This window comes from Microbulbifer variabilis ATCC 700307, assembly GCF_000380565.1.
In the GTDB taxonomy this organism is placed as follows: Bacteria; Pseudomonadota; Gammaproteobacteria; order Pseudomonadales; family Cellvibrionaceae; genus Microbulbifer; species Microbulbifer variabilis.
Window position 1 is genome coordinate 61,382 of sequence record NZ_AQYJ01000018.1, and the last position, 14,296, is coordinate 75,677.

Genomic DNA, 14,296 nt, shown 5'->3' on the forward strand with positions numbered 1-14,296 from the left:
GGGGAATTTCTCTATCAAATCAGAACGGGAAACTCCATCTGCTTATTATTGGATTTCCCGTTTTTTATGCCTCACAGATACCTTTCTATTTATATATCCGAAAAACGTTTTATTTAGGGTGCCTTTTACTATCCAGTGGCTTTGGCACTTTCACCTGAAGAGATTGTCGGCTCTTCCCGTTCCGGCCAGTGTGGGCGGGAGAGGTAGGCTGTTGTGCGATAAAGCACGAATACTACACCGCAAAGCGCGAGCAACATCCAATAAAGCGTCGGTCCACCCCACCACTCTAAAACCACCCCTCCAGCCAGTGGGGCCAAGGCCCAACCGAGAGCGTAAAAGGAAGAGGCCCCAAAATAGGTACCGCGTAAATGCTCAGGCGCCAACCGGTCTATCTGTACACTCATGGTTGGAAAGAGAATCGCTTCAGCCAAACTGAGGACAAAGGTCGCCCCCATCCAGCCCCAAAACCAGTGCACCGGATTGAGGGCAAACCACATTTGTGCCGCGGCTAATATCACCAGCCCGATCATAATTCGCCCATTAATATCCAGCTTGCGCATCAACTGCATAAGTGGAAACTGCAATAATACGATGGTCATTGCGTTCACAAAAATCATGCTGGATATCAGCTCAACCAATCGCGGAGCCTCTGCCCGTGTCAGATATTGCACCAGACTGGAATCCATATGGGCATAGATAAACATCGTGAGGATATTGGCAACAATCACAACCATAAACACCTGATCCCTGCGCAATATCGACAGGGTACTGCCTAAATCGACAGAGCCATCACCATTGCTCTTTGCGAGCTGTCCCGTCTCTGTTTTTGCAAATCCCCAAATAAACGCCAGTGCCAGGAGCAAATAACTGAGAGAAGTTAAGCCAAAGGTGGACTGCTGCGCACTGAGCCCCGCCCATACACCAACAATAGGCCCTAATGCGGCTCCCGCATTAATAAGGAAATAACGCAGCTGCAGGGCCAACTCACGACTTGCCTGGTTATCCATTAAGTCACCAATCAAGGCGCTTGCTGGCGGCTCCCAAACAGCACGACCGATTGAACAAAGGGTCATTGCCAGAATAAATCCCGGTAATGTCTGGGTTACTGCCAACAGGGCAAAAGAACATAAGTTAATTGCAGAACCCAGTAACAGAATATTTCTACGCCCATAACGGTCAGATAGTGCACCCACATAAAAGCCCAGCAAAGCCGCACCAACTGCTGAAGCACTGAGAATTAAACCTATTTCCGCTGCCCCCAACTCAAACTTATTAAAGAGAAGAATGGCCAGAAAAGGCCAAACCATAAAGTAAGTGCCACGGCTAAAAAAACTGCCTATTAATATTATCCAGACCAGAGGAGGAAAACTCCTGAGGTTCTGCCACCAATTCCAACGCATTACCTAATACTCCACATCAATTTCTTCCTTGTTCTCAAATAGCCCTTTCAGGCTCTTTGAACTCCGCGCCAAACAGCAAGACCTAAGCAAAAATCAGGGAAAACAGCCTTTCTCACAGGCCTAATGCCCATGTATCGCCTTTAAAGTCGACAGGGTAATCAACCGCGAGGGCCAATATCTTATTAGTCGGTTAATAATTTTCTGACAAAAAACCCGAAAGGATCGCCTTTCGGGTTTTAGGGATTGGCAAGCGTATAACCTGCAAAATCATTCAACCTGGATATTAACCCTCCTAAATAGCCTGAGGGTTAATTATGAGAACCTTCGGCACTTTGCGTGCCTTCCATTCTTCAGCGCGGTATCCCCAATACTATCCAAGTTAATTAGTTTTGAAAACCCAATTTTCTTTGTTCATAAAAAATTTATCTGGGAACAACTTATCATTCGATATTTCTCCCATTACCGGCAGGATCTGTACGTAAGTCTATACTCCAGCAGGAAAGTCCTCCCGTAGTTATCACAGAAATAAAAACCGTAATTTCTGCCAACTCGGAATCCAGAGAGAACAATAGCGACATGTCCCTATCCAGCATGCTGATGCAGGCGCGCCCCTTGGTAGAGCGGGCACTGCGTGAGGTCAGTCCACCCTATACGCTTTTTTTTTCAATTAGTGATGCCAAGCATCGTGCTGAAGTACGACATTCTCATGCAAAAGATTTTCCAAGTGCTTGGCAGGAGCTCGCTCAAAATACCCGTAGGGCTGCACAACAGTCAAAAATGGAGCCCTGCTGGCTGCGAATAGATTGGGTGACCCGCAGGAGTACGATGACTCTGGCCGGTTTGCATGAACTTCTACAGGACACCAAGCGCTCCTACTTCCGCTACGGTCTCGCACTGGATGTCAATTGCAAAATTGCTTTCCTCGAACAGGAACTCAATGGAAACGCCATGCTCTATGGCGGCAACAAAATCGACCACGCATTCCTCAACGAAAAGAATTTCCTCTCCTACTATAAAAAACGTTTTCCTCAGCAGGGCGACCTGAATCTATCTGAAGAGCGCAGTGTCGTGCTTCTCTCTACTGAAGGGCTGTTCTGCGAAAAAGATCGGGAACCTGTGTACTTATACGAAGCGGGATTAAATGCCGGGCGACGGATTATCGACAAACTGGGCGACGAGCAGGTAACAAAGCTTATTAGAAGCGGCAGTCATTACCTGGCCGACCAGGTAAAACCCAATGGGCTTTTCCATTATGGATGGCATGCCTGCTTCGACAGGGAGATCAACACCTACAATAACCTGCGCCACGCGAGCAGTACTTATGCAATGATCGAGGCTTGGGAGGTCACCAAAGAGCCATCCCTGATAGCAGCCATTCAACGTTCACTCAAATTACTCACCGATAAATTAATTAAACCAATAGCGCTCAGTGACGGGCAGGTGGGTGCATTCCTGGTTGAGCCGAATAACGAAATCAAGCTTGGTGGCAATGCAGTAAGCCTACTGTCCCTCGTAAAATACTCAGAGGTGGTACAAACCCAAGAATATGCTGAGCTCATGGAACAACTCGCGGTGGGTATTGCATTTATGCAAAACCCCGAAAATGGCCAATTTTGTCATGTTCTTGAATATCCCAGTCTCAAAATAAAGGACCAGCATCGGGTTATCTACTACGACGGGGAAGCCGCGTTTGGTTTAATGCGCCTATATGACTGGAGCAAGGACGAGCGCTGGCTGGCTGTAGTGGAAAAAGCATTTGACTACTTTATCGTATCCGGCCATTGGAGAGCCCATGATCACTGGCTGAGCTACTGTGTCAATGAACTTACCATTTATAGGCCAAAAGAGAAGTACTACCAGTTTGGCATCCGTAACTTTACCAACTACCTGGATTTTGTCGAAAACCGGATTACGACCTTTCCAACCCTTCTTGAGTTAATGATGGCCGCCGAAAAAATGATTGTGCGGCTGGGGCAACAGAGTGAATTCCAGTACTTACTGGACCAGGTTGACCTGGAGCACTTTTACCGAGCGTTACATAAACGAGCGGCTTACTTACTCAACGGTCATTTCTGGCCTGAATTTGCCATGTTCTTCAAGAACCCAGAAAAAATCCTGGGTAGCTTCTTCATCCGACATCACGCTTTCAGGATAAGAATTGATGATGTTGAACACTATTTATCTGGATTCGTTGCATACCGCAAATTCCTTATCGCCCAAAATGCTTCTGAGCAGCCTATCAATCAACCGGCTGAAACAGTAGACAATGTCAATGAAGAAAAAACAACACAATTAGAAATAGAGAACCTACCAGTACTCGCCTGGGGCGGAGATGTAAATCTAGGCCGACGCCAACACTATCGCACTGCACAATTGGGAGTCGATGAGGTTCTCGGGAAAATTCCCGCACTTAAGAACGCTGATATCAGTGCAGTAAATCTGGAGTGCGTTGTCTCCACCCAAGGAGAACAGGGAATCTCCAAGGGCGAGAGTTCTTCCTACTACTATCGCGCAAGGCCGGAAATGTTGTCAGTGCTTATTGCTGCTGGAGTTGATATCGTAACCACTGCTAATAATCACAGTGGAGATTATGGTCCCGAGGCTCTTTTGGAACAGGAACACTGGCTGGACATCACCGGCATAGGCCATACAGGTTCCGGCGAAAACCTGGATGAAGCTCTACAGCCGGTATTTAGGCCTGCCGGCGCCCTTAATGTGGCCCTATTTTCGATAGATGCGACTCAGCCCCGTTTTGCCGCTGGGCCAACCTCTGCCGGTTGCGCATACTTGCCATTATCCTTGCCCGAGCTCTGGAGAGAGACTTTAGGCCCCCGGATTTCAGCCGCTCGCACACAAGCCCAAGTAGTAATTGTGGCTGTACACTGGGGAGCAAATCGCGAAACCTATCCCAGTAAAGAACAAATTGATGTGGGCCATGCCATTATTGATGCCGGGGCAGACGCCATACTCGGAACCAGTGCTCATAATTTGCAGGGTATCGAGGTTTATCGCAACCGCCCTATTATCCACGACGCGGGAGACTTACTATTTGATGCCGTTCGTAACAGCCTCGCGGATAGCGGCATCTTTCGTCTGCAACTCAGTACACATGGAGTCGAGCAGATTACCTTTGTCCCGGTAGGAGTTGGCTTTGGTTTTAGTACGCAATTGTCGAGGGAAGAAGCGGTGAATCTTAGCCGACAGTTTTCCAACCAGTGCTTACCGCTTGGTACCAAACTGAGCTTATGCGAGGAAGGCACCGCAATCCTAAGACTCACGCCCCCCAGGCGCGATCATGTTAATCTTCCGAGCTTCCCAAAGACTCTCTACCAAATCACTGCGCTCCAGCAGCAACCATCTCTCAATCCGCGCTGGCAGGTAAAAGCTGTTCCCGTGGATGCACAAACCACTTCAATTAAAATAGGCCCGTTGGAATTGTTAGGAGTGCGTTTCTACCCAAGAGAGGTCAAATCCCGGCAGATACTGTGGGTGGAATCCTTCTGGAGAACAGACAATGAAATCCAGGAGGACTTTCGCCTGGATTGTCGTGCAGTTCCAATGGTGAAAACCACAATGCCCTACTGGGGCAAATCCATGGACCATGATCCATGTGACTGGCAATTGCCTACAAGTCGCTGGAAGCCCGGTACTATCTACCGTGATCTATACGGCTTAAGGCCACCAGCCAGTAGAGACATCACTGATGTGGATCTTCAACTTCATATCGGTCTTGTTTCCAATAGCACTAAGATCAAACCAGTACCTATTGCTGGTATGATCTCAAAAATAAATTTTTCCAGGAACGGGGAAAACCGCAAACGGAAAATCCCACAGTATCGATCAGAATTCCCATCCATAATCTACGATCACCCACCAGGACAGACTTGGAATGCGAAGCAAATTACTGCAATTGCCGGTGGTACATGGCTAGTGACCCCACCCGAGGGATGGTTTGTACGTAGTGTTATTTCCGGTAGTGCGTTTATCGAAGATTCCCTGGATCCAATCTTATTTGTTGCCCATACCAATCTCGATCGTATGTATCACGAGCAAAGCTCAAAAACGTCCGCAAAATTTTGGGATTTCCATCAAAAGTTACCTAGTTTTGCTCACCGTATTGCAGGAGCCATAGTCGCACGACCAATCGAAGGATTACCAAAAGAGCTCCCGATTCTGAAAGTGGATGACCCGATCAAAGCTATTATTGAGCTGGGTCTCGCAGCAAGAGATCGATTTGACGGAGAGGTAATTGCACTTACAGGCACCGCCGGAAAATCCACCACGTTAAAAATGATTGGACAAATGCTGGGACCAAGGGACCAAGTATTGACCAGTCTGGGAAACTATAATTCGCGCGTAGGGGCACCTTCTATGCTGGCTAGCCTGAGTAAGGATCACGAGGCAGCGGTTATAGAAGTTGCACAAAGTGCACTGTGGATGAAACGGGGCCCTATCACTCATCGTATTAAACCCACCATATCACTGATCACTGAAATCGGTATTTCCCAAACGGATCGGAAAGTAAAAAATGTGGAGGACACTGCTAGGTGGAAGTCAAGGATATATGATGGTTTGGTGGGATCCGCAATCGCCATCGTCGGTGAACACCTTCAGTGTTTTGACTATGTACTAAACAAAGCCAAGAAACATGCACGAAGAGTAATTATTTTTGGCGAAAGCGCTAATGCCGAAATCCGGATAATAAATACTCGAGCGGACGAATTAGGTAGTTGGGTAAGATTACAATTACCAAGCAGGGAACTTGAATTGCGAGTGCCCATACCCAGCATTGGAATGTTACATAATGCCTTAGCCGCAATCAGTGTCGCTTATGCCCTTGGCAGAGATCTCGATGAAGCCGCTATGCGATTACAAGAGCTTCACCTTGATGAAAGTCATTTACAACGATTAAGCTTGAATATACGGGGCCAGTCTATCACGTTAATTGATGACAGCTGGAACGCCACTGTAAGCTCTATGTTAAATGCCTTCTCTGTATTTTCGCAAAGTATGGTAAAACAAGGGGGTAGAAAGGTTGCCGTTCTGGGAAGAATCGTACACCTCGGTGAAAAATCCAAGGAAATACATGCCAGCCTGGCTAAGCCATTACTACAAAGTAAAGTAGATTGGGTTATTACCCACGGGGAAGACATGCTATATCTACGAGAATGTCTACCACCAGATATTTTGGGCCCGCACTTTTCCGACGCTCCTGCATTAGTGGATCATATTACAGGATTCTGTCAAAACTTTGATCTTATCCTGGTTAAGGGCTCAAGAAGAGACTCGGATTTCGGTAAAATTCCTGCCCTCTTACAAAAAACATCATTAAAAATATCAGATGAAGCCTCTATGGCGAAATAGGCACGAATTTATCCCTGATCCATCACCTGATCTTCAGAGAACATTACATCTCCTAGGGAAAGCATACTTGCGCTACGCCGCTTTAATGTACTGGTTTCCAGTTTTACATTAAAGGCAATGCAAATTCTTAGTGAGTTATCTTCTACAGGGTTTACATAATGTAATAACCAATTAGGGAACAATACCATTCTCCCAGCTCTCGGCATTACCCTGACTCTACCGCCAAAATTGCTATTAGGTAACTCAGTAGTTATACATAGCATTCTCGGATCAAGAAATTCTATAATGCCGCTACTCTTACTTTTCTCCTGAGATAACACAGAGCGCACATAATAAACACCCGACCATGTGCAAGATTCATGATTATGTATTTTTCGATAGCTATCTGCACGTGAAACATTTGCCCAGGCATGGGCGTACATATCCTGGGCAGCAGGGCTGTATTTCCCCCGAGTGACCTTCATTGTCATCTCCCGGGTAACTGAAACTATACGCTGCTTTACAATAGTTACTTCTTTGTATGGCCATTCGAGTAAGTCTTTTTTAGAGTCCCAACTTCCAATATTAGAACGTTTGGCAGCAGGAATAGATGATTCCTTACCGAGGATAATATCCGTTAACTGCTCATTAACCCTCTCCGAGTCAGGCCAATCTTTGACCAAAATTGGAGTTCCGAAAGCCGACTTGATCTTATACATGGCACTGCACCTCCAGTTTGGCTATGCCTGATAGTAATCTTTTCTCCCCCATTCAATTCTCAAGACCCTCGAATGATTTCAACTTTCCAATTGATTGTTACTTTCGGTCTCTCCTCATGTGGCTGAAACCTTTCAGGCCATACATTAGACCAGACCCAAGTAAAGTCCCTGGTTAAAGTAATCTTACTAACTCTTCCACTTCCAAATCCATATCCAAATTTGCTATCTATTGCTAAATTTGGATCTACCGGTAACCACCTACCATTGAAATAGACCTCTGCAGCATGGTGATTAGGTTGGGAAAACTCATTTCTACTGGCAAATAGAAATTCAGAGGTAACTCTAGCCGGATAACCCATTGACCTCGCCAAAGCCGTAAAAAGAGCAGCGTATTCTGTACAATCACCGGTCTTGTGAATAACTGCATAGTATGCACCTTTGGTTGACTGTACCCGATATTCAATTATATCTTGAGGCGCTTGAAATGCAGCCAATAAGCGTTCTTCATCACTTTTCGAACTGGACTGGATTTTCTGGGAAAGTAACTTAACTGGTGGGGACTCTGACTCTATATATTTCTGCGGCCTGATATAGCGCCCTTTCGGGTAGGGGATTGTACCTTTTGGCAAATCTTTATAATTGTACTCTTTTAGCGCCATTTCAAAAATAACTGATCTCGTTACTGATGATTGCGCAGGCACATCAAATTTAAATTCAACATATCTTGTATCGCCCCTTTTATGCCTTTTATATTTCAGCACTTCTGGGTGCTTGTAGCGAACAGAGAGCAGCCTCTGCTGAACACCATCCTCCACCGGAACAGAAATACGATGAATATATCCCGAAATATCGCGATCCAATTTATTATTTACAGTTACAGATGCTGTAAGCGATACAACCTTGGATTCATCGGCATAAGCACAAAGTGTGTACTGTATACAGAAAACAAAAATAAACTGTATTGTTAACTTCTTCATCAACATACCTGCTACCGCTCTCGCATTGCCTCCTTGGCACGACTTATTGGTTTCATCAGATAATCAAAAATCGTTTTTGACCCAGTCTTAATATCTACAGAAGCGATCATTCCTGGCACTATTGAGAACTTCTTACCCACACCATTCTCCAGCGAATCAGAAGTTGTTAAAATAAAAACCTTATAATAAAATTCATTTGGTGCCACCTCATCCTGTATAGTATCGGGTGATATCATCGTAACCTCGCCAGACAAGCCACCATAAATCGCATAGTCATAAGCGGTAATTTTTACTTTGGCAAGCTGTCCAGGATGAATAAACGCTATATCCCTTGGAGATATTTTTGCTTCAATAAGTAACTGGTCATCCAGAGGTACTATTTCCATCAGTTTTCCATTAGGTGGAATAACTCCTCCAATGGTTGTAATTTCAATAGCTTTTACGATACCTCGAACTGGAGATCGATGAGTAAGCCTGACTAACGTATCTGAGCGCCCCTCCAGTACAGAAGCCAAAACTTCCACTTCAGCACTTACTTTCGCAAGTTCCTCCCGAGCTCTCACCATATATTGGGAGTTAAGCTCACGAATTTTCGTTTCCAACTCCGCTTTTTGCCTTCGCAATTTAAGAACATCGACACTACTAGCAGCACCTGAATCTACTAGGCTGCTGGTCATGGTCAGTTCCCTCCTAACCAGCTCCAAAGACTCTTTTGATCCTCGCACTGACTCCAGCAACCCCTGCTTCCGAATATCAAATAATTTTCTTTCCTTAGCTTGCAGTTCTTCATACCCCACCAACTCCTCAGGAAAGCGTAGAGGCGTCTGGTTCACTTCAGCACTTAATCGAGCCACCTTCGCCAAGGCAGCTCGATACCTTGCTGAACTTTCATCCATATTAGAGCGGACTTTTGTCGGGTCTAGCTGGGCCAGAACTTGCCCTTTCTCTACAATATCCCCTTCAGAAACTTTTAGCTGTGCCAGTATGCCACCATCTAGGGATTGAATAATTTGTGCTCGTGAAGTCGGCACAACCTTCCCGCTGCCAGAAGATACCTCATCTACTCGCGCCAAGTATGACCATATAAATAAGGCAATGATCAACAAAAAGAACACCCAAACCACGGTCCCCGATCGAATCAAGGAGGATTCATCTACATCATCACCGTACTGTTGCTCATGAATCTGATGATCAATATCCAGCAACGCAACTCGCCGCTTATCAATAGCCAAAATTATTCCTACTGCAGTTAACTATTACCTATATCATTCATTTCTTACATAGTTAGGAGATTTTCTCTCCTTCAGTTGATGTCTTTCTTTGCGACCGGGTTAATACTTCCAATGCCTTCTCTTTTGGCTCGTCAAGGGCGACATAACCATTATTAAGAACAATAATTCGCTGAGCAAAGGTCAGGATATTGGTTCTATGTGTCGCGACAACAACAGTCCTTTCAGCGGCCCAGTCTTGTAAATTCCGAATGAATTTTCTCTCTGTTGACTCATCAAGTGCAGCTGTAGGCTCATCTAGCAAGAGAACATTGGGATGTCGCAACAGCATCCTTGATAAAAGTAGTGATTGCTTCTGCCCCCCGGATAAACCAAAACCACCTTCTTGTATTAAATAACCTATACCTTTGGGAAGTTTATTAACAAAGTTGCTCGCACCGCTCATATTAAGCGCCCAGAGAATTTCCTCATCATTTGCATTGGGAGCTCCCAACGTAAGGTTTTCATGGATGGTCCCATGAAATAAAGTGGCTTCCTGCCTAAGAAGACCAATATCCCTACGGACATCCGCAGGATCAATATGCTTAATACTGACATTATCCAGTTGCAACTGTCCTCGTTGAGTTACAATTGCACCCGCCATTGCATGAAGAAATGTAGATTTTCCTGAACCATTTTTCCCAAGAATTGCAACTCGTTCTCCTGCATATATTTTTAACTCGGGTATGATAAGAGCAGGGTCCTGCCCCTCCTCGCCATATTGAAAAACTGCATTTTTGAAGTGAAAATTCCCAGTTATTGATGTTTTCTTTACTCTTTTTTCTAATTGAGGATTATCCACCGGCAATTGCATTAGATTGTCAATTCCTTGCATTGCAAATTTTGCCTGCTGCCAACGGCTCAAAACTTTTGTGATATTTGCCATGGGAGCCATCATTCTTGAACCCAGGATTGATGCTGCAACCAATGCTCCTGTAGTCATAGTGCCGCTCATAACCATCGGTGCACCAAACAGTACAATGACCGCAAATACTGATGATTGAACATTATGAGTCCAGGCAAGCAGCATCCCCACAAGAGACCTCAGCTTTAGGCTCGCATCTGCGGTTATCGTGTTAAAGTGGTTCCACTGCCCCTGAAAATACTGCTCCGCCTGTAGTGATTTGATATCCTCTACCCCCTGAATCGTCTCTATCAATATGGCGTTACGTAGTGAGGATTCCTTTATCGACTCCTGTGAAAGCTTGGCTAATTTTGGCTGAAGTAATAAACCCGGAATAAGCAAAAGAAAAACAGCCAGTAGAGGTACCAAAGCTAAGACCCCTGCAATCCACCACATTACAATTAAAAACAACAGAAAAAATGGTAAATCAGCAATTGCCAAAATTGTAGTGGATGTGAATATTTCTCTCACTTTTTCTAATTCACGAATTTGTGAAATAAAAGTACCAGTAGATTTTGGACGGGCCTGCGCTTGAATTCTTACAGCATGCCCAAAAACCAAATCAGACATTCGGATGTCCGCACGCTTTCCAAGAAGATCTGTAATCTTCACTCTCATTGAACGCATTACAAAATCAAATATAATAGCAACCAAAACGCCACTAAATAGAACATAAAGAGTGGGAATAGATTCCGCTGGAATTACTCTGTCGTACACCTGTTTGGAAAAAATAATGCCCGATAAAGCCAGAGTGTTGGCGACCGTGGTAGCCAACATGATATGTCCATAGGGTTTTATATCCCTAAGTATTATTTTACGAAGCCAATGTTGATTATCTGTTTTAATATAATCATCTATCCTGGTATCTCTTGTTGTTTGCCTCGGCCTAAGGATTATCAGACTAACAATATCTTTGCTGATCTTCTCTAGAGGTAAAGTACTTTTAAGCCCCTGGTCACCACACAGCATAAATCCAACGTTCAAGTCACTGGAAATGGTTTCAATTACCGCTATCTGGCCACCACGCAATTGAGCTACGAGTGGTAAGCGCCATGGGTTAATATCAGTATCTTTTAGGGTACAAAACTTTATCGTCAAACCAGCTTGACGCGCCATTCTTCTTAGTGTGTGATCCACTGGAGAGTTCTGATCCCATTGTCCGGAAATTCGGATACTTTCGGGTGAACACTCCACTCGATAGTGGCGAGCCACATAGGTTACTGCTTCACACCATGGCTCAAAATCCATAATGTCAGTCTTTATTCCTTCACTTTCATCGAGAGGTCTTAAAACATTACTACTGTTTTCACTCAAGGAAGGACCTCCACACCCTGTATTTGCCGCCCATCAAGACTGAATGCACTACGTAATCCACCGCGACTATACAGACAATCAATCTTAAGGAGGTGAAGATCAAAAATAGTATTGTTCTTTTCTATGCGTGCCAGGTGTAATTCCTGCTCTGCATTGAGCAGGTCAAGTAAAGTACGGGTACCGAGTACTTCATATTGCTGTTTATACAAATCCCGAGTTTCAGCAATCGCACTTTCTCTGGAATTCAAAGCTTTGAGGCTTTGCATCAGCCCGGCAGCCTCTTCCTGGGATTCCTGATACTTTTGTATAGTCAATAACCGTATTGAATCTTTCGCTGCATCTGCCGATAAGAGTGCAAAACCAGCGCCTTCTTTGCCGGCCGAAATTTTACCTCCTTGATAAATCGGCATAGACACATTGAAGAAAACTGCACTTTCATTCGTGTCAAAAGCATTCGCATCAACGTAGTCCTGATCAAGGTACTGGTTAATGTTGGCGTCTAATGAGAAGGTTGGCCATGCATTTGCTTTAGATTCATCCAGGCGCGCCATTGCTTCTGCCCTGTAAGATTCAGCAATAAGCACCTCAGGTACCGCAGATAGGTCAAAAGAATCCAAGTCACAAGCCTGAGTCACATCATCTGGTACTGACATGGAGACACTAAACTTTTCATCTAGCCCCGTTAAATTCTGCAGTGTACTTCTCCACCTACGTAAAAGAGCTTGAATTTGTTGCCTGGACGCTTGCGCTGCGTCAATTCGCGACTGGGCCTGGAGAACATCAGATCTGGAGCTAGCACCTTTTTCTTTTCGAATCTTTACAAGATTTGCGATAGCAGACACCCCATCAACCTGCTCATCAGAGCTCTGCAATAGAGCCTGATATCGTTGTACCTCAATAGTTGCTTTAGCAGTTTGTCTAGCTACTTCTTCTATCGATTTTAAAATTTGAGCTTGGGATCGTCGCACGCCCGCTCTAGCCTGTCTTACATTGCTGGAAACTTTCCCAAAGTCAAACAGCATTTGGGTGACGTTTAACTGAATTGCATGTCCGTCACCTTCTCGCTTGTATTCGGTATCTTCACCAGCAACTATCCCAGCACTCAATTGTGGGAAGTAAGCGGATCTCGCTGCTTTAACTCCCTGTCTTTGCTGGTAGAGATAGCCGATCGATTCTGCAATTGATGGATGCCAACCAACCGCTCGGTGAACAGTATCAAATATACTGAGCTCACTTTGTGCTACCTCATCCTTATAAACTCGATAAGTAACATTTTCTGCTCTCTTATCTTGCCCTTCCCCGTGCCCGACAATTGTTTTTTCCGCTGATACAGAGTTGACAAATACTTCCTCTCCGACTACTTCGGATAGAAATAGAGAAGGGATAGAGAGTGCAAAAAATGACAGTTTTTTTAATACATCCATGTTTTCACACTTGTCATTGACAGTTTTGAGATCCCACAACCTGGAATTAAGAAGCCATATAAGCAAGACTTTTCCCAAGCCTCATAAAAGTTTAGCTCAAAAAAAACCGGGCCTTTTAGCCCGGTTTTTTTGCTTAACTTGAACTTCTCACCTCACATATCACTAAATCCATTTTGCTGCCATATATCTCCCATCGGATCTTCAATGACTGCGTAATTTTCAGGACTGGTTAGAGAACCAATATCTGTTACAGTCGTCTGATGCTCTGATTGTCCAGATACATCATAAGAAAGATTGAGCTCTATCAGCTGAATATCCCGATCACCAGAATCTAGTAACTCATCCAGTAAGGACTCTTCTACTGAGTCAAACCGCTGATAGTCATTGGCAAACTCTGCCAACCCGTCTGCAGTCATTACCTGTTGATAGTGGTTATCAACACCACTATCAACAAAGTCCAGCTCAAGCTCAGCCAGTTGCATCATATCCAACCCGGCAGAACCTTCCTGCTCGCTTCCATCACTGACGGACTCCTCAACCTTTGAAGCAGAAGCATATCCAACGGTATCGAGATACTCCTCAAACACACTGGGGATCGCAATAGCTTCCAGGGAAATGATTTCATCAATGTCAAAATCTATTTCCAAATCCGGGAATCCCGGCGGTAGCTCACCACCCTCATAGTCGTAATCGGCATCCGCATCACAATCGGCATCCGCATCGGCATCGGCATCGGCATCCGCATCGGCATCGGCATCGGCATCGGCATCCGCATCCGCATCCGCATCCGCATCGGCGTCAGCATCACAATCCGCATCGGCATCCGCATCTGCATCTGCGTCGGCATCCGCATCTGCATCCGCATCCGCATCTGCATCTGCATCGGCATCTGCATCGGCATCTGCGTCGGCATCCGCGTCGGCATCCGCATCGGCATCCGCATCCGC

At 45.2% G+C, this 14,296-nt stretch carries 9 protein-coding genes; 1 reads left to right on the top strand and 8 read right to left on the bottom strand.

Annotated elements, in window-relative coordinates; all coding sequences use genetic code 11:
• Nucleotides 1-128: 128 nt before the first annotated feature.
• Together G367_RS0101790 and G367_RS25950 are read right to left on the bottom strand one after the other, a co-directional pair.
• Complete coding sequence (locus tag G367_RS0101790; protein WP_020411376.1) at nucleotides 129-1,400, bottom strand: MDR family MFS transporter; 1,272 nt, start codon at nucleotides 1,398-1,400, stop codon at nucleotides 129-131.
• A 440-nt stretch (nucleotides 1,401-1,840) separates the two neighbouring features.
• Complete coding sequence (locus G367_RS25950) at nucleotides 1,841-1,978, bottom strand: hypothetical protein (protein WP_157533297.1); 138 nt, start codon at nucleotides 1,976-1,978, stop codon at nucleotides 1,841-1,843.
• Between G367_RS25950 and G367_RS0101795 the strand changes: the two genes are divergently transcribed.
• Complete coding sequence (locus G367_RS0101795) at nucleotides 1,977-6,764, top strand: CapA family protein (RefSeq protein ID WP_020411377.1); 4,788 nt, start codon at nucleotides 1,977-1,979, stop codon at nucleotides 6,762-6,764. The genes G367_RS25950 and G367_RS0101795 overlap by 2 nt on opposite strands.
• 8 nt (nucleotides 6,765-6,772) lie before the next feature.
• Here the strand turns inward: G367_RS0101795 and G367_RS0101800 are convergent, their stop codons facing one another.
• The 6 genes from G367_RS0101800 to G367_RS26580 all read right to left on the bottom strand — a co-directional run.
• Nucleotides 6,773-7,462 carry a TIGR02466 family protein gene (locus G367_RS0101800; RefSeq protein ID WP_020411378.1) on the bottom strand — a complete coding sequence of 230 codons (690 nt, stop codon included), beginning with the start codon at nucleotides 7,460-7,462 and terminating at the stop codon, nucleotides 6,773-6,775.
• Nucleotides 7,463-7,521: 59 nt separating this feature from the next.
• A complete protein-coding gene (locus tag G367_RS0101805; protein ID WP_169337090.1) occupies nucleotides 7,522-8,439 on the bottom strand; it encodes a transglutaminase-like domain-containing protein in 918 nt (305 codons plus the stop codon).
• 11 nt (nucleotides 8,440-8,450) lie between these two features.
• Complete coding sequence (locus G367_RS0101810) at nucleotides 8,451-9,671, bottom strand: beta-barrel domain-containing protein (protein WP_020411380.1); 1,221 nt, start codon at nucleotides 9,669-9,671, stop codon at nucleotides 8,451-8,453.
• A 52-nt stretch (nucleotides 9,672-9,723) separates the two neighbouring features.
• Nucleotides 9,724-11,925: a type I secretion system permease/ATPase gene (locus G367_RS0101815; RefSeq protein ID WP_020411381.1), complete on the bottom strand. Its 2,202-nt coding sequence runs from the start codon at nucleotides 11,923-11,925 to the stop codon at nucleotides 9,724-9,726.
• Entirely contained in the window at nucleotides 11,922-13,349 is a 1,428-nt protein-coding gene (locus tag G367_RS0101820; protein ID WP_020411382.1) for a TolC family outer membrane protein, read from the bottom strand. Before G367_RS0101820 ends, G367_RS0101815 begins: the two co-directional genes overlap by 4 nt.
• Before the next feature lie 152 nt (nucleotides 13,350-13,501).
• Nucleotides 13,502-14,296: hypothetical protein (locus tag G367_RS26580; protein WP_211214871.1), on the bottom strand; the 795-nt coding region annotated here is incomplete at its 5' end.

Excerpts from the sequence above, each read along its gene's own strand:
- G367_RS0101790 (WP_020411376.1), bottom strand. The coding sequence starts at position 1,400 with ATGCGTTGGAATTGGTGGCAGAACCTCAGGAGTTTTCCTCCTCTGGTC.
- G367_RS0101795 (WP_020411377.1), top strand. The coding sequence starts at position 1,977 with ATGTCCCTATCCAGCATGCTGATGCAGGCGCGCCCCTTGGTAGAGCGG.
- G367_RS25950 (WP_157533297.1), bottom strand. The coding sequence starts at position 1,978 with ATGTCGCTATTGTTCTCTCTGGATTCCGAGTTGGCAGAAATTACGGTT.
- G367_RS0101800 (WP_020411378.1), bottom strand. The coding sequence starts at position 7,462 with ATGTATAAGATCAAGTCGGCTTTCGGAACTCCAATTTTGGTCAAAGAT.
- G367_RS0101805 (WP_169337090.1), bottom strand. The coding sequence starts at position 8,439 with ATGAAGAAGTTAACAATACAGTTTATTTTTGTTTTCTGTATACAGTAC.
- G367_RS0101820 (WP_020411382.1), bottom strand. The coding sequence starts at position 13,349 with ATGGATGTATTAAAAAAACTGTCATTTTTTGCACTCTCTATCCCTTCT.